The sequence below is a fragment of the Serratia sp. ID 25-353 genome, from assembly GCF_054792795.1.
Genome location: NZ_CM139236.1, coordinates 2008013 through 2030612, shown reverse-complemented (window position 1 = coordinate 2030612; position 22600 = coordinate 2008013). Strand labels below are relative to the sequence as shown.

The 22600-nt window shown below is 57.1% G+C and carries 24 protein-coding genes and 1 other annotated feature; of the genes, 20 read left to right on the top strand and 4 right to left on the bottom strand.

The genetic code is table 11. The features are described from left to right. Positions 1-59 precede the first annotated feature (59 nt). Positions 60-359: a type V toxin-antitoxin system endoribonuclease antitoxin GhoS gene (ghoS, locus tag ACYF6X_RS09680; RefSeq protein ID WP_063989677.1), complete on the bottom strand. Its 300-nt coding sequence runs from the start codon at positions 357-359 to the stop codon at positions 60-62. A gap of 109 nt (positions 360-468) precedes the next feature. Here ghoS and ACYF6X_RS09675 point away from each other — a divergent pair, with 109 nt between their 5' ends. From ACYF6X_RS09675 to ACYF6X_RS09650, 6 genes are all read left to right on the top strand, one after another. Next, positions 469-1134 carry a transglycosylase SLT domain-containing protein gene (locus ACYF6X_RS09675; protein WP_025302607.1) on the top strand — a complete coding sequence of 222 codons (666 nt, stop codon included), beginning with the start codon at positions 469-471 and terminating at the stop codon, positions 1132-1134. A 307-nt stretch (positions 1135-1441) separates the two neighbouring features. Beyond that, positions 1442-2167 carry a gluconate 2-dehydrogenase subunit 3 family protein gene (locus tag ACYF6X_RS09670; RefSeq protein WP_049198584.1) on the top strand — a complete coding sequence of 242 codons (726 nt, stop codon included), beginning with the start codon at positions 1442-1444 and terminating at the stop codon, positions 2165-2167. Between the two features lie 2 nt (positions 2168-2169). After that, positions 2170-3951 carry a GMC family oxidoreductase gene (locus tag ACYF6X_RS09665; RefSeq protein ID WP_025302609.1) on the top strand — a complete coding sequence of 594 codons (1782 nt, stop codon included), beginning with the start codon at positions 2170-2172 and terminating at the stop codon, positions 3949-3951. Positions 3952-3963: 12 nt separating this feature from the next. Further along, positions 3964-5301, top strand: coding sequence for a c-type cytochrome (locus tag ACYF6X_RS09660; protein WP_043143369.1), 1338 nt, complete (start codon positions 3964-3966; stop codon positions 5299-5301). 257 nt (positions 5302-5558) lie between these two features. Next, complete coding sequence (locus ACYF6X_RS09655; protein WP_063989679.1) at positions 5559-6842, top strand: SLC5/6 family protein; 1284 nt, start codon at positions 5559-5561, stop codon at positions 6840-6842. 150 nt (positions 6843-6992) lie between these two features. Beyond that, positions 6993-8126 carry an ABC transporter substrate-binding protein gene (locus ACYF6X_RS09650; protein WP_130017973.1) on the top strand — a complete coding sequence of 378 codons (1134 nt, stop codon included), beginning with the start codon at positions 6993-6995 and terminating at the stop codon, positions 8124-8126. A 36-nt stretch (positions 8127-8162) separates the two neighbouring features. Here ACYF6X_RS09650 and ACYF6X_RS09645 read toward each other — a convergent pair whose 3' ends face one another. Both ACYF6X_RS09645 and ACYF6X_RS09640 read right to left on the bottom strand, forming a co-directional pair. Then, positions 8163-8852: a MarC family NAAT transporter gene (locus ACYF6X_RS09645; RefSeq protein ID WP_063989681.1), complete on the bottom strand. Its 690-nt coding sequence runs from the start codon at positions 8850-8852 to the stop codon at positions 8163-8165. Between the two features lie 105 nt (positions 8853-8957). Next, a complete protein-coding gene (locus ACYF6X_RS09640) occupies positions 8958-9146 on the bottom strand; it encodes a hypothetical protein (RefSeq protein WP_063989682.1) in 189 nt (62 codons plus the stop codon). Between the two features lie 224 nt (positions 9147-9370). Between ACYF6X_RS09640 and ACYF6X_RS09635 the strand changes: the two genes are divergently transcribed. From ACYF6X_RS09635 to ihfA, 10 genes are all read left to right on the top strand, one after another. Further along, complete coding sequence (locus ACYF6X_RS09635; protein ID WP_130017974.1) at positions 9371-10420, top strand: AAA family ATPase; 1050 nt, start codon at positions 9371-9373, stop codon at positions 10418-10420. A gap of 240 nt (positions 10421-10660) precedes the next feature. Beyond that, positions 10661-11284, top strand: a complete 624-nt coding sequence (locus ACYF6X_RS09630; protein ID WP_107226886.1) for a hypothetical protein — start codon at positions 10661-10663, stop codon at positions 11282-11284. Positions 11285-11502: 218 nt separating this feature from the next. Next, the gene (gene thrS / locus ACYF6X_RS09625) at positions 11503-13431 is read left to right on the top strand and encodes a threonine--tRNA ligase (RefSeq protein ID WP_025159696.1); all 1929 of its coding nucleotides are present in this window, start codon (positions 11503-11505) and stop codon (positions 13429-13431) included. Positions 13432-13434: 3 nt separating this feature from the next. Continuing rightward, a complete protein-coding gene (gene infC, locus ACYF6X_RS09620) occupies positions 13435-13986 on the top strand; it encodes a translation initiation factor IF-3 (RefSeq protein WP_048233542.1) in 552 nt (183 codons plus the stop codon). Between the two features lie 98 nt (positions 13987-14084). Further along, positions 14085-14282 carry a 50S ribosomal protein L35 gene (gene rpmI / locus ACYF6X_RS09615; protein WP_004931418.1) on the top strand — a complete coding sequence of 66 codons (198 nt, stop codon included), beginning with the start codon at positions 14085-14087 and terminating at the stop codon, positions 14280-14282. Between the two features lie 44 nt (positions 14283-14326). Next, positions 14327-14683 (top strand): 50S ribosomal protein L20, encoded by a 357-nt coding sequence (gene rplT, locus ACYF6X_RS09610; protein ID WP_004931417.1) that lies wholly within the window; start codon positions 14327-14329, stop codon positions 14681-14683. 113 nt (positions 14684-14796) lie between these two features. Then, positions 14797-14919: a sequence feature (Phe leader region), on the top strand. Next, complete coding sequence (gene pheM, locus ACYF6X_RS09605; protein ID WP_121626058.1) at positions 14801-14845, top strand: pheST operon leader peptide PheM; 45 nt, start codon at positions 14801-14803, stop codon at positions 14843-14845. (Overlaps the previous feature by 45 nt.) A gap of 186 nt (positions 14920-15105) precedes the next feature. After that, positions 15106-16089 (top strand): phenylalanine--tRNA ligase subunit alpha, encoded by a 984-nt coding sequence (pheS, locus tag ACYF6X_RS09600; protein WP_004931416.1) that lies wholly within the window; start codon positions 15106-15108, stop codon positions 16087-16089. 14 nt (positions 16090-16103) lie between these two features. Further along, the gene (gene pheT, locus ACYF6X_RS09595) at positions 16104-18491 is read left to right on the top strand and encodes a phenylalanine--tRNA ligase subunit beta (protein WP_130017975.1); all 2388 of its coding nucleotides are present in this window, start codon (positions 16104-16106) and stop codon (positions 18489-18491) included. Positions 18492-18495: 4 nt separating this feature from the next. Further along, positions 18496-18792, top strand: coding sequence for an integration host factor subunit alpha (gene ihfA / locus ACYF6X_RS09590; RefSeq protein ID WP_004931414.1), 297 nt, complete (start codon positions 18496-18498; stop codon positions 18790-18792). A gap of 188 nt (positions 18793-18980) precedes the next feature. Here the strand turns inward: ihfA and ACYF6X_RS09585 are convergent, their stop codons facing one another. Continuing rightward, positions 18981-19112, bottom strand: coding sequence for a hypothetical protein (locus ACYF6X_RS09585; protein WP_255413738.1), 132 nt, complete (start codon positions 19110-19112; stop codon positions 18981-18983). Positions 19113-19344: 232 nt separating this feature from the next. Here ACYF6X_RS09585 and ACYF6X_RS09580 point away from each other — a divergent pair, with 232 nt between their 5' ends. The 4 genes from ACYF6X_RS09580 (at position 19345) to btuD (ending at position 22300) form a co-directional block, all read left to right on the top strand. Continuing rightward, entirely contained in the window at positions 19345-19755 is a 411-nt protein-coding gene (locus tag ACYF6X_RS09580; protein WP_130017976.1) for a DUF2502 domain-containing protein, read from the top strand. 179 nt (positions 19756-19934) lie between these two features. Further along, the gene (gene btuC / locus ACYF6X_RS09575; RefSeq protein WP_130017977.1) at positions 19935-20942 is read left to right on the top strand and encodes a vitamin B12 ABC transporter permease BtuC; all 1008 of its coding nucleotides are present in this window, start codon (positions 19935-19937) and stop codon (positions 20940-20942) included. A gap of 45 nt (positions 20943-20987) precedes the next feature. Beyond that, positions 20988-21539: a glutathione peroxidase gene (locus ACYF6X_RS09570; protein ID WP_063989687.1), complete on the top strand. Its 552-nt coding sequence runs from the start codon at positions 20988-20990 to the stop codon at positions 21537-21539. A 5-nt stretch (positions 21540-21544) separates the two neighbouring features. Next, entirely contained in the window at positions 21545-22300 is a 756-nt protein-coding gene (gene btuD, locus ACYF6X_RS09565) for a vitamin B12 ABC transporter ATP-binding protein BtuD (RefSeq protein WP_063989688.1), read from the top strand. Positions 22301-22600 lie beyond the last annotated feature (300 nt).

The following is a 22600-nucleotide window of genomic DNA, read 5'->3' as shown; positions in this document are numbered from 1 at the left end:
CCGCCGGCGGGGTATTTCTCCAACTGAAAAAATAATACCGTCCGGGGAGTTATAGCATTTTATGTATCAGTATGTAACCGCTGAAGGTAGTCCTCACAGGCGCATATCGTCACCTCCGGCTGTTTTCCCAATGCCAACTGCCCGAATCCCTGCGCCAGGCGCTGTACATCCTCTTGATCCAGAACGGTTATGAACGCAAAACTGTTGCTGCCGAGCTCATGGTGAACGCCATTTTCGTCTGTCACCGACGTGACAAAACCTTCGCGCGTCAATTGCCCGGTCAGCTTCGCCAGGTCGGTTAATCCTTCTTCCTGATAGCGAAAAGTCACCACAAAGCAGTTTGTTGCAGATTGACTCATAAATCACCTCTTGGTATATGGATACCTTGAGATTAGCCCAAAAAATTACTGCAGGTGTCCTTACAAGTTGTATATGCTACGCAACTCATTGAAAGGAGTGAGGGATTCTGTGAAAACAAAAATAGGTTGCCTTACGGCAATTTTGCTTTTGTCGGGGTGCGCCAAAGACCCGCAAACGGCAAGCAATATTTCAGGCAGTGGCACAACGCGCGGCGGTTGGTTAAAACCCCCTCCGCAGGCACCGGTAAACCGCACAGGCACCCCGGTTGCTTATAACGATTACATTCGTCAGGCCGCCAGCAACTACGGCGTTGACGAAACGCTGATTAAAGCGATTATTCAGGTGGAGTCCGGGTTTAACCCGAACGTGGTCAGCACCTCGAACGCAGTGGGATTGATGCAGCTTAAGGCTTCTACCGCCGGCCGCGACGCCTATCGCATGAAAGGACGAAACGGGCAACCCAGCTCGCGTGAGCTGAAGGATCCGGCGGTCAATATTGATCTGGGAACGGCCTATATCAATATTCTTCAAAGCCAGCAGCTAGCCGGGATCAACAACCCACAGACCCTGCGTTACGCCACCATCGTTTCGTACGTGAACGGGGCGGGCGCCATGTTGCGCACCTTCTCCTCGGACAAGCGCGTGGCGGTGAATCGCATCAATCAGATGAGCCCGGACGAGTTTTATCAGCACATCCAGAAAAAGCACCCGGCGCCGCAGGCGCCGCGCTATTTGTGGAAGGTGACCACCGCCTACCAGGCGATGTCGCAGTAACCCTCTTCCTTGTCGAATCGGCCGCTGAACGCGGCCGATTTTGTTTCCGGCGCCGTTCCAGTGCGCGACCTACTTCTCATTTTTCGTTATTTCCTCACCGCTTATCGGAAAAACCGCACGAAAAGTTAAATTTACGTTAGCGGATAAATCTTTACGTTCATTCAATAAGTTACCGGTAACATTTTTGCGTTTGAACGCATTGTGACCTTCAATAAATATACAAATAAGTAACAAATTATTTTAAAAACCCGTATCGATCGCAAGGTTGCGGTTAAATAGTTGTGACTATCTTTGGATGGAATGTGACATGTCGAATCATAAAACCAACAATTCGCGGCGCGATTTCTTGTTGAAATCGATGACCTTAATTCCTGCGGCGGTAATTGGTGGCAGCGGCGTTGGCGCGCTGACGGCACCGACACCGGCGGTCGCGGCCTCGAACACCTCAACGCAGAACGATTATCAACCGACCTTTTTCACCCCGGAAGAGTGGGCCTTCATCAAGGCCGCTGTCGCGCGCCTGATCCCGGCCGACGAACGCGGCCCCGGCGCACTGGAAGCCGGCGTGCCGGAGTTTATCGATCGTCAGATGAATACCCCGTACGCCACCGGCTCCATCTGGTACATGCAGGGGCCGTTCAACCCCGATGTGCCGAAAGAGATGGGCTATCAGTTGCCGCTGGTGCCCAAGCAAATCTACAACCTCGGCATCAGTGACGCCGATGCCTACAGCAAGAAAACCGCCGGCAAGCCCTTCGCCGAACTGGATGGCGCGCAGCAAGACGCCATGCTGCAAAAGTTCGAGTCCGGCGAGGCGGAGTTCCAGCAGCTGCCGTCGAAACTGTTCTTCTCCTATCTGCTGCAAAACACCCGCGAAGGTTTCTTCAGTGATCCTATCCATGGCGGCAACAAAGACATGGTGGGCTGGAAGCTGATTAATTTTCCGGGCGCGCGCGCCGATTTTATGGACTGGGTTGAGCGAGGGGAGCGTTATCCCTTCCCGCCGGTCTCGATTCGTGGGGAGAGGGGCTAACCATGGCAACGGTAATGAAAAAAGTAGACGCGGTGATCGTCGGCTTCGGCTGGGTGGGCGCGATCATGGCCAAAGAGCTGACCGAGGCCGGCCTCAACGTGGTGGCGCTGGAGCGTGGCCCGATGCGCGACACCTATCCGGACGGGTCTTATCCGCAGGTGATCGACGAGCTGACCTATAACATCCGCCGCAAGCTGTTCCAGGATCTGTCGAAAAGCACCGTCACCATTCGGCATAACAGCAGCCAGACCGCGGTGCCTTACCGCCAGCTGGCGGCGTTCCTGCCGGGCACCGGCGTCGGCGGCGCCGGCCTGCACTGGTCGGGCGTGCATTTCCGCGTCGATCCGATCGAACTGCGCATGCGCAGCCACTATGAAGAGCGCTACGGCAAAAACTTCATTCCGAAGGACATGACCATCCAGGACTTCGGCGTGACCTACGACGAGCTGGAACCGTTCTTCGACAAAGCGGAGAAAGTGTTCGGCACCTCCGGCACCGCCTGGACCATCAAAGGGCAGAAAGTGGCGCAGAAGGGCGGCAACCGCTTTGCGGCGGATCGCTCCAGCGACTTCCCGCTGCCGGCGCAGAAAAATACCTACTCCGCCCAGTTGTTCGAGAAAGCGGCGCTGGAGGTGGGTTATCACCCTTACAACCTGCCGTCCGCCAACACCTCGGACTCTTACACCAACCCGTACGGCGCGCAGATGGGCCCGTGCAACTTCTGCGGTTTCTGCAGCGGCTACGCCTGCTACATGTATTCCAAAGCTTCGCCGAACGTCAACATCTTGCCGGCGCTGCGCATGGAGAAACGCTTCGAGCTGCGCACCAACGCCAACGTGCTGAAGGTCAATCTGACCGACGACAAGTCCCGCGCTACCGGCGTGAACTACGTCGATGCGCAGGGCCGCGAGATTGAACAGCCGGCCGATCTGGTGATCCTGGGCGCGTTCCAGTTCCACAACGTGCACCTGATGCTGCTGTCCGGCATCGGCAAGCCTTACGATCCGGTGACCGGCGAAGGCGTGGTCGGGCGCAACTTCGCCTACCAGAACATGACCACCATCAAGGCGTTCTTCGATAAAGACGTGTTCACCAACCCGTTCATCGGCGCCGGCGGCAACGGCGTGGGCGTAGACGACTTCAACGCCGATAACTTCGACCACGCCAAAGAAGGCTTCGTCGGCGGTTCGCCGTTCTGGGTCAACCAGGCGGGCACCAAGCCGATCTCCGGCCTGCCGACCCCGCCGGGCACCCCGGCCTGGGGCAGCAAGTGGAAAGCGGCGGTGGCGGATGCTTACACCCACCACGTTTCGATGGACGCTCACGGCGCGCACCAGTCGTACCGCAACAACTATCTGGATCTCGATCCCAACTACAAGAACGTCTTTGGTCAGCCGCTGCTGCGCATGACGTTCGACTGGCAGGAGAACGACATCAAGATGGCGCAGTTCATGTACGACAAGATGGCACCGATCGCCAAGGCGATGAACCCGAAACTGATCGCCGGCAGCCCGAAAAACGCCAACAGCCACTTCGACACCACCAGTTACCAGACCACCCACATGAACGGCGGCGCGGTAATGGGGGAAGATCCGAAGACCAGTGCGGTCAACCGCTATCTGCAGAGCTGGGACGTGCACAACGTGTTCTCGATCGGTGCATCGGCCTTCCCGCAGGGGCTGGGCTACAACCCGACCGGCACCGTGGCGGCATTGGCTTATTGGTCTGCCCGCGCTATTCGCGAGCAGTATCTGAAAAACCCAGGCCCATTGGTGCAGGCATAAGGACGGCGAACGATGAAAGCATTTGTACCGGCACTGGTTCTCAGTGCAGTGAGTTTTTCCGTTTGGGCGCAGGACGCCACCGTCAGCAGCGAGCTTATCAAGCGCGGTGAATACCTGGCGCGCGCCGGCGACTGCGTGGCCTGCCACACCGACGGCAAGAGCGGCAAAACCTTCGCCGGCGGTCTGGCGATGGAGACGCCGATTGGCACCATCTACTCCACCAACATCACGCCGGACAAGAAAACCGGCATCGGCGATTACAGCTTCGAGGATTTCGACAACGCGGTGCGTAAGGGCGTAGCCAAAAACGGCAGCACCCTGTACCCGGCGATGCCGTATCCGTCGTTCGCGCTGGTGAAAGAAGACGACATGCGCGCCATGTATGCCTATTTCATGCACGGCGTGCAGCCGGTGGAGCAGGCCAACAAGGATTCCGATATCCCGTGGCCGCTGTCGATGCGCTGGCCGCTGAGCATCTGGCGCGGCATGTTCGCACCGTCGCCGGCGGACTTCGTGGCTGACGCCAAGGCCGATCCGGTGATTGAGCGCGGCCGTTATCTGGTGGAAGGCCTGGGCCACTGCGGTGCCTGCCATACCCCGCGCAGCATCACCATGCAGGAAAAAGCGCTGAGCAACAGCGAAAGCGACGATTACCTGTCCGGCAGCAACGCGCCGATCGACGGCTGGGTGGCTTCCAGCCTGCGCAGCGACCGCAAGGATGGCCTGGGCAGCTGGAGCGAAGCCGAGCTGACCGAGTTCCTGAAAACCGGCCGTAACGATAAGGCGATCGTGTTTGGCGGCATGAGCGACGTGGTGGAGCACAGCCTGCAATACCTGAGCGACGACGATCTGACCGCCATCGCACGCTACCTGAAATCGCTGCCGCCGAAAGACGGCAAGCAGCAGGCGGCTCCGGTCGAAGACAGCGTGGCCAAGGATCTGTGGCGCGGCGACGACAGCAAGCCCGGCGCGGCGCTGTATGTCGATAACTGCGCGGCCTGCCACCGCACCGACGGCGTGGGCTACAAGCGCGCCTTCCCGTCGCTGAAGGGCAACCCGGTGGTGCAGACCGAGGACGCGACCTCGCTGATCCACATCGTGCTGACCGGCAACACTACGCCGGCGGTGCAGGGGGCGGTGTCCAACATCACCATGCCGCCGTTTGGCTGGCGTCTGAACGATCAGCAGGTGGCGGACGTGGTGAACTTCATCCGCACCAGCTGGGGCAACAGCGCCAAACCGGTGAGCGCCTCCGACGTGGCCGACGTGCGTAAAGACCGCTCGATGATCCGTGACGAGAAGGAGATGGGCAGCGCCGAGGTGCCGGATCATCCGGACGCGAAGAAGTAAATCGCTTAAGGGCTCCGCAAGGGGCCCTTAGTTTTTCCTGCCTGTGCCGGTTTTTTCAGCATTTCCTGTTCGCAAATCGTCCGTTCGGCCGATAAAACATAGACCCGCAGGGTATTTTTCATTATCCTTTGCCGTCCTTCCATCAGGCGTAAGTATGAAATATCGCTTTAATTCACTGATTACTATTAAAAAGTTCGCGGAGAAGGATATCCCGTTAGGCGCAATCGTTGGCGCCGCAGATTAAGGTAGACTGTCTCATGAGTACGATTTCTCCCGATTCAGGCACGCTGACGGCCGCTCAGCCTGCCAAATGGAACAAAACCGACACCGTCTGGATGTTCGGTCTCTATGCCACCGCGGTGGGCGCCGGCACGCTGTTCTTACCGATCAACGCCGGTTTGAACGGCCCGCTGGTGCTGCTGTTGATGGCGCTGTTCGCTTTTCCGCTGACCTATTTGCCGCACCGTGCGCTCAGCCGCTTCGTGCTTTCCGGCTCCAGCCGCGACGGCAATATTCACGATGTGGTGGTGGAACACTTCGGCGTGCTGGCCGGCAAAATCATCATGATGCTGTATCTGATGGCGTTCTTCCCGATCGTGCTGGTGTACAGCATTTCGATCACCAACGCGCTGGACAGCTTCCTGATCCACCAGTTCCACGTGGCGCCGCTGCCGCGCATCTGGCTGAGCCTGGCGGTGGTGGTGGTACTGAATCTGGTGCTGCTGCGCGGCAAAGACAGCATCGTGGCGGCGATGGGCATGCTGGTGTTCCCGCTGCTGGTGTTCCTGATGGGCATTTCGCTGTACCTGATGCCGAGCTGGAATACCGCCAACTTCGTTCATGGCCTGGCCGCCACTCGCTTCGACACGCCGGGGCTGTGGCATTCGCTGTGGCTGGCGGTGCCGGTGATGGTGTTCTCCTTCAGCCATGCGCCGATCATCTCTTCCTTCGCCTCGACCCAGAAGAGCCTGTATGGCGATAAGGCGGAACGCCGCTGCGCGCGCATTATGCGCTACAGCTATGTGCTGATCTGCGTCACCGTGCTGTTTTTCGTGTTCAGCTGCGTGCTGAGCCTGTCCCATGAAGACATGCAGCAGGCGAAAGATCAGAACATCACGGTGCTGACCACCCTGGCCAACAAGTTTTCCAACCCGCTGATTGCCTATCTCGGCCCGGTGATGGCGATGCTGGCAATGGCTAAATCCTATCTCGGCACCTCGCTGGGGGTAACGGAAGGGGCGACCAGCCTGATCGACGGCGTCACGCGCGCGGTCGGCAAACCGCTCAGTTCGCGTATGACGCACCGCATTTCGGCGGTGGCGCTGTTCCTGCTCACCTGGGCGGCAACGGTGTGGAACCCCAGCGCGCTGCACATCATCGAAACCATCAGCGGCCCGCTGATTGCCGCCATCCTGTTCATTCTGCCGATGTACGCGGTGCGCGCGGTACCGGCGATGCGTAAATACCGCGCGGCGAGCAACGTCTTCGTGCTGGTGATGGGCCTGATTGCGCTGTCGGCGCTGATCTACGGCCTGGTATGATCCCTTGGGCGCGCCGCCTCCGGCGCGCCTCTCAACCTCTCTCTACACATCCCTTTGCAATTAATCGCCGGGTTGCTGGGCGTTATCTTTGATAATGCAAGCCATTCTCATTAGTATTTCCTGATTGTGTTCATGACTAAGGAGTCTTTCGTGCACCGTCGAATCACTTTGCCGGCGCTGGTTTGCGCCGTCGTGTTAGCCTCTCCGGCGATGGCCACCACCTATCCGTTGACCCTGACCGACACCTCCGGCCAGACGCTCACCCTCCAGCAAGAACCGAAACGCATCGTGGTGCAGGACGGGCGCGACATTCTCACGCTGGCGCTGCTCGATCGTGCCAACCCGTTCGGCCGGCTGGTGGCCTGGAACAACCTGCTGAAGAAAAGTGACGCGGCGACCTGGACTATCTTGCAGAGCAAATGGCCGGCGGCGAAAAATATCATCGATATGGGCTTTAGCGACAAAGGTGAAGTGAATCTGGAGAGCGTGATCGCCAAGCGGCCCGATCTGATGATCGCCCAGCTGCGCTCCAAACCTTCCCTGAGCCAAACCGGCGTGCTGGATAAGTTGAAGGCGTTGAACGTGCCGGTGCTGTTTATCGACACCATGCTCAAGCCGGTGGAAAACACGCCGAAAAGCGTGACGCTGCTGGGGGAAACCCTCAACCGCGAAAGTGAAGCCAAACAATATACCGATTATTATCAGCAGCACTATCAGGCCATTCTGGCCAAGACGCAGGCGGTGGAACCCAAGCCGCTGGTATTCTTCGAAGCCAAGGCCGGCCTGAACGGGCTGGAATCTTGCTGCTTCACCCATGCTCACGTCGGTTGGGGGGCTCTGGTAGAGGCGGTCGGCGCGCGCAACATCGGCTCTGCGCTGTTACCGGGCGCGACCGGCGACGTGGCGCTGGAAAAAGTGATCGCCATGAAACCGGATGCCTACATCGTTTCCGGCTCGCAGTGGGCCAGCAAGACCAACGCCGCGGTGCCGTTTGGCTATGGTGTCACGCAGCAGCAGGTGGATGAGGCTTTCAACCGCATGAAACAGCGTCCGGGCTTCGCGCAGGTGTCGGCGGTGAAAGAAGGGCGCTTCTACGGCATCTACCATAACTTCTACAACCATCCGTACAACATTGTCGGGCTGGAGTATCTGGCGAAGTTTATCTATCCGGCACAGTTCCCGGATCTGGATCCGGCCAGGACCTACAGCGAGATCCTCAGCCGTTTTACCGAAGTGCCGGAAGGCAAGGGCATTTTGGGCGCGCAGGCGCCGACGGGGAAATAACGGCAACGGGCGCGACGACGCGCCCGTTTTTGATCTTTAGGCGGCGGCCGGCGTATAGGTGGAGATGATCTCCAGTACGCCGTTGATGATGAACTGCACGCCCATGCACACCAGCAGGAAGCCCATCAGGCGCGAGATCGCCTCGATGCCGCTTTTCCCCACCAACCGCATGATAGCGCCGGAACTGAGCAGGCAGCCCCACAGGATCACTGCGACCGTCAGGAAGATGGCGACCGGTGCCACCGCCAGTACCCAGGGTTCAAAACCCAGAGAGTTCGCCTTGACGCTCGACGCCGAGCTGATGATCATTGCGATGGTGCCCGGCCCGGCTGTGCTCGGCATGGCCAGCGGCACGAAGGCAATGTTGGCCGACGTCTTGTGCCGCAGCTCGTGCGACTTGCTCTCCACCTCCGGCGCCTCTTCAGGGCTCTGCTGAGGGAACAACATGCGGAAACCGATGAAGGCGACGATCAGGCCGCCGGCGATGCGCAGGCCGGGGATCGAAATGCCGAAGGTGTTCATCACCACCTGCCCGGCGTAAAACGCCACCGTCATGATGCAGAACACATAAACCGAGGCCATCAGCGACTGCTGGTTGCGCTCTTCGCGCGTCATATTGCCGGACAACCCAAGCAGCAACGCCACCGTGGTCAGCGGGTTGGCCAGCGGCAACAGCAGCACCAAACCCAGTCCGATGGCCTGGAATAACTGCAAAATACCCGTCATAAAAAACTCCCTGTGCAACGTTCAAGCCGCCACGCGGCGGCCCATGAGCTGAACAGCCTAGCCTGCCGCGTGCCTGGCGGCAATGGGGATAGCTCGTAAGGTTAATTAACCGTCGGCCGGCGTTTCATCTTCGCCGTTGCACTCGCCGGCGAGCTCCGGTTCATCCTCACACCCCAGCGGCGCTTCATTGACTGCAATCGCCCGCGGCACTGAACGCGCGCCAAAATGCACCCGCCCATACAGCGTCGCTAATACCGCGCATAGCACGACGAGGACTGCGAGTAACCGGTTCATATTATGAGCTCAAGACCTGTTCACCCGTGAATAACGTAAGGATAGTGATGCCAAGACGCTCTGTCAGCGTGTTGTCGCCGAGAGTAGGCACGCCCGTGCTGCAATTATGATTAATTATTTTTAACTGTTTCTACCATTTAACCGCTTAAGAGATTAAACACTTCTATACTGGTAAGGCTTTGTGGCATTTCTTTATAATCGAAAAGCTTAAAAGGAGTTTTACTATGGAAGTGGCAAAAGAATGGGTAGCGGCGAAAAAAATCTCCTGGGGCAGCGTCATTGGTGGTGTTATCACCGTATTGGCTGTTTCACTGTTGCTGTCGACGTTGGGCACCAGCCTTGGATTTTCCATCGTGGATCCGACGTCAGACGATCCAATCAATGGAGCCGGTACCACCGTAGTGATTTGGTCCGCTGTTTCAATCATTATTAGCTTGGCTGCCGGCGCTTTTATTGCCGGACGTTTGGCTGCTAATGACGGCCTTATTCATGGCTTCCTGGTATGGGCTACGTCACTGATTGTGGCGGCGGTGCTGGGCGGGATGCTGGTCGGGTCTGCAGTGAAGGCCACCGGCAATGCGCTGGGTGCTATCGCTTCGACCTCTGGCAGCTTGCTCTCCGGTGCCGGTTCAGCGATTGGCAAAGGGGCAACCGGGTTAGCGGACGTGGGTGGCAAGGTGTTTGACAAGTTGGGTATAGACACCACGTTGGAACCTGAACAGCTGCATGGTGATGTGGTTACGGCGCTTAAAAGAAGTGGTATTCCGTCATTGCAGCCTGAATTCATGCAGCAACAGTTGAATGCGGCCAAGACTGATTTGGCAGACGCAGTAAAAGCCCTGGCACTTCAGCCTGACAATAGCGATGCAATTATTAAGCAACTGGTCGACAAGCTTAAAAAACATGGTGAGGCCATCTCGCAAGATGTGGATCAAGACACACTGAAAAAAGCGCTGGTTGAAAATACCAATATGACGCCGCAGGAAGTAGACCAGACTGTGAAGAATTTGGTCGACGCCAAAAATAAAACTGCGCAGCTGGTTAATCAGCGTTTGGATGAAGCCGAAGCAAAAATCAATCAGGCAAAACAGGAGTATGCTGAGCTGAAACAGAAGGCGCGCGAACAGGCTGCCGCGGCTGCGGACGAATTGTCTCGGGCTGCCCTGTGGTCATTCTTTGCATTGTTGATTGGCGCAGTGGTCAGTGCATTGGCAGGCTTGTGGGGCGTTAACACCAACGCCCGGCGTGTAACCGTATCATCTCCGCAGGCGTAATTTCCAGGCTCGTTTGCGCGTCTCGATGATAGAGGGATGAGAGCCTGAAATACTGACGGTGATGAAATGACAGCCAGGAAAGACTGGCGCTTCCCCCCGGCCATGTGCCGGGGTTTTTATTGTTTGCGGCGTGATTAATGACCACCTTTATCGCTGTATACGGTATTAGGCATCAATTGCCACGATCCCTGAGAACAGGTGGATAACATAGATGCGCTGTAAATAATAATGAGTGTGATTATGAAACAAGAACTGCATATTTTGCTGGGGAAGGCCGTTGCCTTTCTGTTCTACGGCGCTTTTTTGGCGGCTTTGGTCGGCCTGGTGTTTATCGACGTACACTGGCTGCATAATTTTGTGCATGAAACCTCGCTGACCGAAGCGGCGCAGGAACTGTTGCTGCTCGCCATCGCCGGCGGTTTTTTCGCCGCGGCCTGGCGACAGGCCGAACGCCGCTCCGCCTGGATGCTGGTCGGTGGCTTCTTTCTCTGCATGTTGATCCGCGAGATGGACTTCGCCTTCGATGCGCTGTGGCACGGCGCCTGGGTGTGGTTCGCGCTGGCGGTCGCCTTGGCCTGCCTGTGGCATGCCGCCAGGCACATTGCGGGGACGGTGCGCGGCCTGGCCGATTTCGTGACGCATCCCGGCTACGGCATGATGTGCGCGGGCCTGCTGTGCATTCTGGTGTTTTCACGCCTGTTCGGCATGAGCGCGTTGTGGCAAACGCTGATGTTGGACGGCTATAACCGGGTAGTGAAAAACATGGTGGAAGAAGGCTGCGAATTGCTGGGCTACGGCCTGTGCCTGCTGGCCACCCTCAGCTACATGAAAACCGTTTTTGCGCCGAATGAGGCGAAAGTGTGAGGGCGGCGGCACTTTATTTATCCGGAACAATTTTAGTGATACTATTCGCTTAGCCGAATGCGGCTGAGAAGGTATGCGTTCCATTCTGTATACCCAGTGAGGTTTCAATCTGGCAATTGTGGGCGAGATCTGAAACCTGGCTGACCAAACCCAAAATCCAATTTTCGTACTGCATGTGATCTGTCGTGTGGGTCACCACTGTAGATAAGGAATTATTAATGCCTGTTATTACTCTTCCTGACGGTAGTCAGCGTCATTTCGACCACCCCGTTTCCCCGATGGATGTCGCGCGCGATATCGGCCCTGGCCTGGCGAAAGCCTGTATCGCCGGCCGCGTCAACGGCGAGCTGGTTGATGCCGGCGATCTGATCGAATCGGATGCGCAGCTGGCCATCATCACCATCAAAGATGAAGACGGTCTGGAAATCATGCGCCACTCCTGCGCTCACCTGCTGGGTCATGCGATCAAGCAGCTGTGGCCGGATACCAAAATGGCGATCGGTCCGGTGATCGACAACGGTTTCTATTATGACGTGGATATCGACCGCACCCTGACGCAGGAAGACCTGGATCTGCTGGAAAAGCGGATGCACGAGTTGGCCGATAAGGATTACGACGTCATCAAGAAGAAGGTCAGCTGGCAAGAAGCCCGCGACACCTTCGCTGAGCGCGGCGAAATCTACAAAGTGGCGATCCTGGATGAGAACATCAGCCATGACGATCGTCCTGGCCTGTATCACCACGAAGAATACGTCGACATGTGCCGCGGTCCGCACGTGCCGAACATGCGTTTCTGCCACCATTTCAAGCTGCAGAAAACTTCCGGCGCTTACTGGCGCGGCGACAGCAAAAACAAAATGCTGCAGCGTATCTACGGTACCGCCTGGGCAGACAAGAAGCAGTTGAACGCCTACCTGCAACGTCTGGAAGAAGCGGCCAAGCGCGATCACCGCAAGATCGGCAAACAGCTCGACCTGTATCACATGCAGGAAGAAGCGCCGGGCATGGTGTTCTGGCACAACGACGGTTGGACTATCTTCCGCGAGCTGGAAGCCTTCGTGCGCATGAAGCTCAAAGAGTATCAGTACCAGGAAGTGAAAGGTCCGTTCATGATGGACCGCGTGCTGTGGGAAAAAACCGGCCACTGGGAAAATTACAAAGACGCCATGTTCACCACCGCGTCGGAAAACCGCGAATACTGCATCAAGCCGATGAACTGCCCGGGCCATGTGCAGATCTTCAACCAGGGCCTGAAGTCGTACCGCGATTTGCCGCTGCGCATGGGCGAATTCGGCAGCTGCCACCGCAACGAGCCATCGGGTTCCCTGCATGGCCTGATGCGCGTGCGCGGCTTCACGCAAGATGACGCCCACATCTTCTGTACCGAAGAGCAGGTGCGCGCCGAAGTGAACGAATGCATCCGCATGGTGTATGACGTGTACGGCACTTTCGGTTTCGACAAGATTGCCGTCAAGCTGTCGACTCGTCCGGAAAAGCGCATCGGCACCGACGACATGTGGACCCGTGCGGAAGAAGACCTGGCCGCCGCGCTGACCGAGAACGGCATTCCGTTTGAATATCAGCCGGGTGAGGGCGCCTTCTACGGACCGAAAATTGAATTTACCCTGCATGATTGTTTGGATCGCGCATGGCAATGTGGTACCGTGCAGCTCGATTTCTTCTTGCCGGGCCGTTTGGGCGCTTCGTATGTTGGCGAAAACAACGATCGCGTCGTGCCGGTAATGATTCACCGCGCCATTTTGGGCTCCATGGAACGTTTCATCGGTATCCTTACCGAAGAATACGCCGGGTTCTACCCGACCTGGATCGCTCCGGTGCAGGTGGTGGTGATGAATATCACCGACAGCCAGTCCGATTATGTCCAGCAATTGACCAAAAAACTGCAGGATGCAGGCATTCGCGTGAAAGCGGACTTGAGAAATGAGAAGATTGGCTTTAAAATTCGCGAACATACTTTACGTCGAGTCCCTTACATGTTGGTGTGCGGCGACAAAGAGGTCGAAGCAGGCAAAGTTGCCGTTCGTACCCGCCGTGGCAAAGACCTGGGAAGCCTGGACGTAAACGAAGTCGTAGACAAGCTGCTGAAAGAGATTCGCAGCCGTAGTCTTCATCAACTGGAGGAATAAAGTATTAAAGGCGGAAAACGAGTTCAACCGGCGCGTCCTAATCGCATTAACAGAGAAATTCGCGCGCAAGAAGTTCGCCTAACCGGCGTCGATGGCGAGCAGATTGGTATTGTCAGTCTGAATGAAGCTCTTGAAAAAGCTGAGGAAGCGGGCGTTGATTTAGTAGAAATCAGCCCAAATGCCGAACCGCCAGTTTGCCGAATCATGGATTACGGCAAATTCCTCTACGAGAAGAGCAAGTCGACGAAAGAACAGAAGAAGAAGCAAAAAGTTATCCAGGTTAAGGAAATCAAATTCCGTCCTGGCACCGATGATGGCGACTATCAGGTCAAACTACGCAACCTGATTCGCTTTCTGGAAGATGGCGATAAAGCCAAAATCACCCTGCGTTTCCGCGGGCGTGAGATGGCGCACCAGCAGATCGGTATGGAAGTGCTTAACCGCGTCCGTAAAGACCTGTGTGAAGATATGGATCTGGCAGTGGTCGAGTCCTTCCCTACGAAGATCGAAGGCCGCCAGATGATTATGGTGCTCGCTCCTAAGAAGAAACAGTAAGGCTTACAAGTAATGGAACCCGCGCGGCGCTTGCGCTGTGTGGGTTTTATTCGCCCAACTGATTCGTTGTTTAACAATGCGAAGTGGATTTAATTAAAATGCCAAAGATTAAAACTGTACGTGGTGCAGCCAAGCGCTTCAAAAAAACCGGCAGCGGTGGTTTTAAGCGTAAACATGCCAACCTGCGTCATATTCTGACCAAAAAAGCAACCAAGCGTAAACGTCACCTGCGTCCGAAAGGCATGGTGTCTAAAAACGATCTGGTCCTGGTTACCGCGTGCCTGCCGTACGCATAAGCCATTTTTTTTTGAATTTAGAATAAGACTTTAGGAGAGAGCATATGGCTCGCGTAAAACGTGGTGTAATTGCACGCGCACGTCACAAGAAAATTATGAAGCAGGCGAAAGGCTACTACGGTGCCCGTTCGCGCGTATATCGTGTTGCCTTCCAGGCAGTAATCAAAGCAGGCCAGTACGCTTACCGTGACCGTCGTCAACGTAAGCGTCAGTTCCGTCAGCTGTGGATTGCACGTATCAACGCAGCTGCTCGTCAGAACGGTCTGTCTTACAGCAAGTTCATCAACGGCTTGAAAAAAGCGTCGATCGAAATTGACCGTAAGATCCTGGCTGACATCGCAGTCTTCGACAAAGTGGCCTTCGGCGCACTGGTTGAGAAAGCGAAAGCAGCTCTGGCGTAAGTCAGTAGAAGAGGGAGCTTGCTCCCTCTTTTAATCTTTGTTTTCAGCGACAAATATTGACTTTCATTGCCCGCCGCTATATCACTGGTGGACAATCATCGACAAGGTACCGCAATCATGCACGCAGCTATTTTTCGTTTCTTTTTTTACTTTAGCGCCTGATATCAGGAGGCTTTGCGCGTAAGAAAAGAAACGAAAAGTAGCGCCTAAGCCTCCCTCGTGGAGGCTTTTTTGTTTTTGGCCATCGTCTCGCCTTGCGCATTCTGCGGCGAGGGTGGCAGACGCTCAGCCGGCCCTGTGCCGCGCAGGTGAGTCACCTGGCCGACAACGCATTGAAAAGTCTTTGAAGATTGCTCAAAGGCGTGTTCGAATAATAGATAACAATTACTTAGGGCCATCCCGGCCAGAGGAAGAGGAAAGCAATGCCACATCTCGCAGAGCTGGTTGCCAATGCCAAGGCAGCCGTAGAAGATGCCCAGGATGTTGCCGCGTTAGATTTGGTGCGCGTCGAATATTTTGGCAAGAAAGGTCATTTCACCTTGCAGATGCAGTCTCTGCGTGACGTACCGGCGGAAGACCGTCCGGCGGCCGGCGCGGTGATCAACCAGGCCAAGCAAGAGGTGCAAGACGCCCTGAACGCGCGTAAGAACGCGCTGGAAAGCGCTGCGCTGAACGCGCGCCTGGCGGCTGAAACCATCGACGTGTCCCTGCCGGGCCGTCGCATGGAGAACGGCGGCCTGCACCCGGTGACCCGCACCATCGACCGTATCGAAACCTTCTTCGGCGAGTTGGGCTTCTCCGTTGCCACCGGCCCGGAGATTGAAGACGATTACCATAACTTCGACGCGCTGAACATTCCAGGGCATCACCCGGCGCGCGCCGACCACGATACTTTCTGGTTCGACGCCACGCGCCTGCTGCGCACCCAGACTTCCGGCGTGCAGATCCGCACCATGAAGAACCAGCAGCCGCCGATCCGCATCATTGCGCCGGGCCGTGTTTATCGTAACGACTACGATCAGACTCACACCCCGATGTTCCACCAGATGGAAGGGTTGATCGTCGATAAAGACATCAGCTTCACCAACCTGAAGGGCACGCTGCACGATTTCCTGAACAACTTCTTTGAAGAAGACCTGCAGGTTCGTTTCCGTCCGTCCTACTTCCCGTTCACCGAGCCGTCCGCTGAAGTGGACGTGATGGGCAAGAACGGCAAGTGGCTGGAAGTGCTGGGCTGCGGCATGGTGCATCCGAACGTGCTGCGCAACGTGGGCATCGATCCGGAAGTTTACTCCGGCTTCGCCTTCGGTATGGGCATGGAGCGCCTGACGATGCTGCGTTACGGCGTCACTGACCTGCGCGCATTCTTCGAAAACGATCTGCGTTTCCTCAAACAGTTTAAGTAAGGCGGGAATATCACATGAAATTCAGTGAACTCTGGTTGCGCGAGTGGGTAAACCCGGCCATCAGCAGCGAAGCATTATCCGATCAAATCACCATGGCTGGTCTGGAAGTGGACGGCGTGGATCCGGTTGCCGGCGCGTTTAACGGCGTCGTCGTGGGCGAGGTGGTCGAGTGCGGCCAGCACCCGAACGCCGACAAACTGCGCGTCACCAAGGTTAACGTAGGCGGCGAACGCCTGCTCGACATCGTCTGTGGCGCGCCAAACTGCCGTACCGGCCTGAAAGTGGCGGTCGCCACCGTGGGCGCGGTGCTGCCAGGCGATTTCAAAATCAAGGCCGCCAAGCTACGCGGCGAACCTTCGGAAGGCATGCTGTGCTCGTTCTCCGAGCTGGGCATTTCCGACGATCATGACGGTATCATTGAGCTGCCGCTGGATGCGCCGATCGGCACCGACATCCGCGACTATCTGAAACTGAACGACAACACCATCGAGATCAGCGTCACGCCGAACCGCGCCGACTGCCTGGGCATCATCGGCGTTGCGCGAGACGTGGGCGTACTGAACCAGGTTGCGCTGACCGAGCCGGACATGAGCCCGGTGGCCGCCACCATCGACGCCACGCTGCCGATCCGCGTTGACGCGCCGCAGGCGTGCCCGCGTTATCTGGGCCGCGTGGTGAAAGGCATCGACGTCAAGGCACCAAGCCCGCTGTGGATGCGTGAAAAACTGCGTCGTTGCGGTATCCGTTCTATCGATGCCGTGGTAGACGTCACCAACTATGTGCTGTTGGAACTTGGCCAGCCGATGCACGCCTTCGATCTGAGCCGCATCGACGGCGGCATCGTGGTACGTATGGCGGAAGAAGGGGAAACCCTGACGCTGCTGGACGGCAACGAAGCCAAACTGAGCGCCGACACCTTAGTGATCGCCGATCATCAAAAAGCATTGGCGATGGGCGGTATCTTCGGCGGCGAGCATTCCGGCGTCAACGGGGAAACTCAGGACGTGCTGCTGGAGTGCGCCTTCTTCAGCCCGCTGTCTATCACCGGCCGCGCACGCCGTCACGGCCTGCACACCGATGCTTCTCATCGCTATGAGCGCGGCGTCGATCCGGCGTTGCAGTACAAAGCGATGGAGCGCGCCACGCGTCTGTTGCTCGATATCTGCGGCGGTCAGGCCGGCCCGATTATTGACGTGACCCATGAAAACGAACTGCCGAAGCGCGCTACCATCACGCTGCGCCGCGAGAAGCTGGATCGCCTGATCGGCCACGTGGTGCCGAGCGAGCAGGTTAGCGACATTCTGCGCCGCCTGGGCTGCCAGGTGACCGAACAGGGCGACAACTGGCAAGCGGTCGCGCCGAGCTGGCGTTTCGATATGGAGATCGAAGAGGACCTGGTGGAAGAAGTGGCGCGCGTTTACGGCTACGACAATATCCCGGATGTGCCGGTTCGTGCCGATCTGGTGATGACCCAGCATCGCGAAGCCGATCTGACGCTGAAACGCGTGAAGACCATGCTGGTCGATCACGGTTATCAGGAAGCGATCACTTACAGCTTCGTCGATCCGAAAGTGCAGGCACTGCTGCACCCGAATGAAGAAGCGCTGATTCTGCCGAGCCCGATTTCGGTCGAAATGTCGGCGATGCGTTTGTCGCTGTGGACCGGTTTGCTGTCTGCGGTGGTGTATAACCAGAACCGTCAGCAGACGCGTCTGCGCCTGTTCGAAAGCGGCTTGCGCTTTGTGCCTGATAGTGCGGCAGATCTGGGTATTCGTCAGGACGTCATGCTGGCAGGCGTGATCGCCGGCCATACGCACGATGAGCATTGGGATCTGGCGCGCAAGCCTGTCGACTTCTATGATTTAAAAGGGGATCTGGAGTCGGTCCTCGAGCTGACCGGTAAATTATCCGAAATTCAGTTCCGGGCGGAAGCCAATCCGGCCCTGCATCCAGGGCAAAGTGCGGCGATTTATTTGCATGGCGAACGCGTAGGTTTCATCGGTGTGGTTCACCCGGAACTTGAACGTAAACTGGATCTTAACGGCCGCACTGTGGTGTTTGAACTGGAGTGGAACAAGCTTGCGAGCCGCGCCGTGCCTCAGGCGCGGGAGATTTCGCGCTTCCCGGCAAACCGCCGTGATATCGCCGTTGTGGTGGCTGAAAACGTCCCCGCAGAAGATATTTTGGCCGAGTGTAAGAAAGTTGGCGCAAATCAGGTAGTTGGCGTAAACTTGTTTGACGTGTACCGTGGCAAGGGCGTGGCAGAAGGTGACAAGAGCCTGGCTATCAGTCTGGTATTGCAGGATACCGCTCGTACACTGGAAGAAGAGGAGATAGCCGCTACCGTTGCAAAATGCGTAGAGGCTCTAAAACAGCGATTCCAAGCATCCTTGAGGGATTGAACCTATGGCGCTTACTAAAGCTGAAATGTCAGAACACCTGTTTGAGAAGCTTGGGCTTAGCAAACGGGACGCCAAAGACCTGGTGGAACTGTTCTTTGAAGAGGTCCGTCGGGCCCTTGAGAATGGCGAACAGGTAAAACTGTCGGGTTTTGGCAACTTTGATCTGCGTGACAAGAACCAACGTCCGGGGCGTAACCCGAAGACCGGCGAAGACATTCCGATTACGGCGCGCCGCGTGGTGACCTTCCGTCCGGGGCAGAAGCTGAAAAGCCGGGTAGAAAACGCCAGCCCGAAAGGGTGAGTGACGTGACATCAAAAAAGGCCGCTTGCGCGGCCTTTTTCTTTTTTTTGGAAAATTCAGTTTATTCCTAGTGGGCAATATGAGAATTAAAATTACTCATTAAAGCACTACGGCGTAAATTTATTTAATCTCATTTGCGGAATATTCTTATATCTTATCTTATTTGGTGGGTGGCCTTATTTGTCATTTCAATAACGGCCATAATAATGGCCTGGGCCGTCGCCGCGGTGGCCGCCGCCCCAGTGCGGGCCCCAGCAGCAGGCGCTGAGGCTTGAGGTCAGGGCCACAACGGCCAGCAACATACCTATACGTTTAATCATCTTATTACCCTCCGGTGGGAATCCATTTAATTATAATTGTCATGCGGCTTGAGAGACGTCAGTTATTCGTTAAACCTTGTCAGTGGTTATGATAATTAAAGGCGGCGACAAACAGTGTAGGGATTGTGTAAGGCCGTCGAAAACGATCTGAAAATAGGCATCGACGAGATAGTCGTTAAATAAGCACGCTGATATAACCACTGCAGCAAGAAAAATAGAGTGAGAAGGTAAAATGAAAAAGATCCTGTTGCTGGTGTGTTTTCCGCTGTTGCTGCCGCTGGCGGCGCAGGCTGATGTGTCCGTCGATATCAACGTGCCGGGCGTTTCTCTGCATTTGGGGGATCAGGACCGTCGCGGCTACTACTGGGATGGCTACGACTGGCGTCCACCGCAGTGGTGGCATGCGCACCAGGGCCGCGGTCTGGGTGAGCGCAATGCGCGCGGTTTGTACTGGGACGGCGGACGCTGGCAACCTTCGCCGCCGCGAGGCTATGAGCATCGCGAGCCGGAACGCAGCGGCAATCCGTTCCACGGCGATCGCGATAATCGCGACCGCCGTCATGACGATCGTGGTGGCCCTGATCGCTGTGATGACGGCCGCGGCCAGCCTTATCCACCGGGCAACACTGGCCCGCATCGTTAATTCCCGAGTTTATCGGCGGCTGGTTTTGCCATCACCGTTGCGATGACGGGTAAGGCCAGCCGCTGCTTTCCTGCGCCATCATCCACGCAAGGCTTCCCCTTGCGGCGTTAACCCCCTAATATTCGACTCAAACGTCAATTATCCGGCCACGACAGCGGCCGGCAGGGAATCGCCGCGCCATGCCAACCAGCCGTACCTTCACCTTACTGTTGCAACATCAACGCTATCGCGATAAACGCCAGCTCAGTCTGTTGGCGCTGGGCGTGGTTGTGGCGTTGCTGTTCAGCCTTTGCGCCGGCGATCAATGGATATGGCCGTCAGAGTGGTTCAGCGATCGGGCGCAACTGTTCGTTTGGCAACTGCGTTTGCCGCGCGCGCTGGCGGTAATGCTGGTCGGCGCCGCCCTGGCGGTGGCGGGCGCGGTGATGCAGGCGCTGTTTGAAAACCCGCTGGCGGAGCCCGGGCTGCTGGGCGTCGCTAACGGCGCCGGCGTTGCGCTGGTGCTGACGGTGCTGTTGGGGCACGGTTTGTTGCCGGTGGCGCTGATGAGCGCCGCCGCGATAGCCGGTGCGCTGGCGATGACCTTCTTGTTGCTGGGCTTTGCTCGCCGGCGACGCCTGACCAATGCGCGACTGTTGCTGGTCGGCGTGGCGCTGGGCATCGTGTGCAGCGCGCTGATGACCTGGGCGGTCTATTTCAGCACCAGTCTCGATTTGCGGCAGCTGATGTACTGGATGATGGGCGGTTTCGGCGGCGTCGACTGGCGCCAAAAATGGCTGGTGCTGGCGCTGCTGCCGGTGCTGCTGTGGCTGTGTGGCCAGGGGCGGGCGCTCAACCTGATGGCGCTGGGCGAAGTGCAGGCGCGCCAGCTTGGGCTGTCGCTGCATCTGTGGCGCAATCTGCTGGTGCTGGCGGTCGGCTGGCTGGTCGGTGTCAGCGTGGCGCTCGCCGGGGTGATCGGCTTCGTCGGGCTGGTGATCCCGCATATTTTGCGGCTCACCGGCCTGACCGACCAGCGCTATCTGCTGCCGGCCTGCGCGCTGGCGGGGGCCGCGGTGTTGCTGGTGGCCGATGTGATCGCCCGCGTTGCGCTGCTGGCGGCCGAGCTGCCGATCGGCGTGGTGACCGCCACGCTGGGGGCGCCGCTATTTATCTGGTTACTGACCCGGACAAAAGGCGTAAGGTAGTTTTCTTCATTCACCTGCGATTAAAAAACCAAAGGATGACAACCGATGAGCAAGCCAATCGACAACCTGCCGTTACAAACCATTGAAAATCAGCCGACCACGCTGGGCGCCTATCAGGGCAAGGTGCTGCTGGTGGTCAACGTGGCCTCGGAGTGCGGCCTGACCAAGCAGTACGAAGGGCTGGAAGCGCTGTACGAAACCTATCGCGAACGTGGGCTGGAAGTTCTGGGGTTCCCGTCCAATGAGTTTCTGGGCCAGGAGCCGGGCAGCAACGAAGAGATCCTGGCGTTTTGCCGCGGCACCTTCGGCGTGCAATTCCCGATGTTCGCCAAGATTGAGGTGAACGGCGAGCACCGTCATCCGCTGTATCAGGCGTTGATTGCCGCACAGCCGGAAGCTGTCGCACCGGAAGGCAGCGAGTTCCTGGCGCGGATGACCAGCAAAGGGCGCGCACCGAAGCACCCCGGCGATATTCTGTGGAACTTCGAGAAATTCCTTGTCGCGCGCGACGGTACGGTGATCCAGCGCTTCTCGCCTGACACCACGCCAGAGGATCCGGCGCTGGTGGCGGCGGTGAAACAAGCGCTGGCAGGTTAATACGGATGCTGCAACTCGTTGAGGTTGGGGTGGCGGGGCGCTTGGCGCCTTTTTCGGCACAGATTGACGGCGGGTTGCAGGTTCACCTGATCGGCCCAAATGGCGCAGGGAAGAGTACCTTGCTGGCGCGGGCGGCGGGCATGCTGCCGGGGCTGGGCGAGGTTCGCCTGGACGGGCGCGCGTTGGCCGATTATCCGGGGAGCGAGCTGTCGCGCCGCCGCGGTTATCTCAGTCAGCAACAGCCGCCGGTGTCGCTGATGCCGGTGTTTCAGTATTTGGCGTTGCACCGGCCTGCGGCAGCGGCGCAAACCGAGGTGGAGCACGCCATCCTCTATTTGTGCCAGCGGTTGAAGCTGGTGGATAAGCTGTCACGCATGCTGACGCAGCTCTCCGGTGGAGAATGGCAACGGGTACGGCTGGCGGCGGTATTGCTGCAGGTGTGGCCCAGCGTCAATCCGCACAGCCGATTGTTGTTGCTGGATGAACCGACCAATAGCCTGGACGTGGCGCAAAAGGTCGCGCTGGATCGCCTGCTGCGGGAATTCTGCCAAAGTGGACGTAGCGCGCTGGTGTGCGCGCACGATCTGAATCATACCCTGCAGCAGGCCGATCGGGTTTGGTTGCTGCATGCTGGGCAGCTGGTCGCGCAGGGCATCACCCGTGAGGTGATGGCGCCCGCGCTGTTGTCGCAGATCTATGAAGTGGATTTCCACCTGCAATGGGTGGGGAACCAGCGTTGGATCATGACCCGCACGGCTTAATTCGCTCTGACGGCATAAATGTAAACGAAAACTAAACGTAGTGAATATAAATAGCCGGGTAATCATCGGCTATTATTGTGCTGCCTCTCATTTTCTCGTGGATTTTCTTGAAAAACGTTAATGGCGTGCTACGCTTGATTCGGAAAAAATAAAATAAGTAAATAATTATTAATAAATATAACTATTTGATTTTAATAATAAATTTAAATTAATGATGACGGCGCCTACCTATCAGTTCTCCTACTGATGACAAGTCTCGTCTTAAGGTTTAGTTAAGCTTGCCGCCTTACATTGTTAGTT

What these genes read in the sequence shown, in the direction of transcription:
- ghoS (WP_063989677.1), bottom strand. Translation starts at nt 359, where the DNA reads ATGAGTCAATCTGCAACAAACTGCTTTGTGGTGACTTTTCGCTATCAG.
- ACYF6X_RS09670 (WP_049198584.1), top strand. Translation starts at nt 1,442, where the DNA reads ATGTCGAATCATAAAACCAACAATTCGCGGCGCGATTTCTTGTTGAAA.
- ACYF6X_RS09665 (WP_025302609.1), top strand. Translation starts at nt 2,170, where the DNA reads ATGGCAACGGTAATGAAAAAAGTAGACGCGGTGATCGTCGGCTTCGGC.
- ACYF6X_RS09660 (WP_043143369.1), top strand. Translation starts at nt 3,964, where the DNA reads ATGAAAGCATTTGTACCGGCACTGGTTCTCAGTGCAGTGAGTTTTTCC.
- ACYF6X_RS09655 (WP_063989679.1), top strand. Translation starts at nt 5,559, where the DNA reads ATGAGTACGATTTCTCCCGATTCAGGCACGCTGACGGCCGCTCAGCCT.
- ACYF6X_RS09645 (WP_063989681.1), bottom strand. Translation starts at nt 8,852, where the DNA reads ATGACGGGTATTTTGCAGTTATTCCAGGCCATCGGACTGGGTTTGGTG.
- ACYF6X_RS09640 (WP_063989682.1), bottom strand. Translation starts at nt 9,146, where the DNA reads ATGAACCGGTTACTCGCAGTCCTCGTCGTGCTATGCGCGGTATTAGCG.
- ACYF6X_RS09635 (WP_130017974.1), top strand. Translation starts at nt 9,371, where the DNA reads ATGGAAGTGGCAAAAGAATGGGTAGCGGCGAAAAAAATCTCCTGGGGC.
- ACYF6X_RS09630 (WP_107226886.1), top strand. Translation starts at nt 10,661, where the DNA reads ATGAAACAAGAACTGCATATTTTGCTGGGGAAGGCCGTTGCCTTTCTG.
- thrS (WP_025159696.1), top strand. Translation starts at nt 11,503, where the DNA reads ATGCCTGTTATTACTCTTCCTGACGGTAGTCAGCGTCATTTCGACCAC.
- rpmI (WP_004931418.1), top strand. Translation starts at nt 14,085, where the DNA reads ATGCCAAAGATTAAAACTGTACGTGGTGCAGCCAAGCGCTTCAAAAAA.
- rplT (WP_004931417.1), top strand. Translation starts at nt 14,327, where the DNA reads ATGGCTCGCGTAAAACGTGGTGTAATTGCACGCGCACGTCACAAGAAA.
- pheS (WP_004931416.1), top strand. Translation starts at nt 15,106, where the DNA reads ATGCCACATCTCGCAGAGCTGGTTGCCAATGCCAAGGCAGCCGTAGAA.
- pheT (WP_130017975.1), top strand. Translation starts at nt 16,104, where the DNA reads ATGAAATTCAGTGAACTCTGGTTGCGCGAGTGGGTAAACCCGGCCATC.
- ihfA (WP_004931414.1), top strand. Translation starts at nt 18,496, where the DNA reads ATGGCGCTTACTAAAGCTGAAATGTCAGAACACCTGTTTGAGAAGCTT.
- ACYF6X_RS09585 (WP_255413738.1), bottom strand. Translation starts at nt 19,112, where the DNA reads ATGATTAAACGTATAGGTATGTTGCTGGCCGTTGTGGCCCTGACCTCA.
- ACYF6X_RS09580 (WP_130017976.1), top strand. Translation starts at nt 19,345, where the DNA reads ATGAAAAAGATCCTGTTGCTGGTGTGTTTTCCGCTGTTGCTGCCGCTG.
- btuC (WP_130017977.1), top strand. Translation starts at nt 19,935, where the DNA reads ATGCCAACCAGCCGTACCTTCACCTTACTGTTGCAACATCAACGCTAT.
- ACYF6X_RS09570 (WP_063989687.1), top strand. Translation starts at nt 20,988, where the DNA reads ATGAGCAAGCCAATCGACAACCTGCCGTTACAAACCATTGAAAATCAG.
- btuD (WP_063989688.1), top strand. Translation starts at nt 21,545, where the DNA reads ATGCTGCAACTCGTTGAGGTTGGGGTGGCGGGGCGCTTGGCGCCTTTT.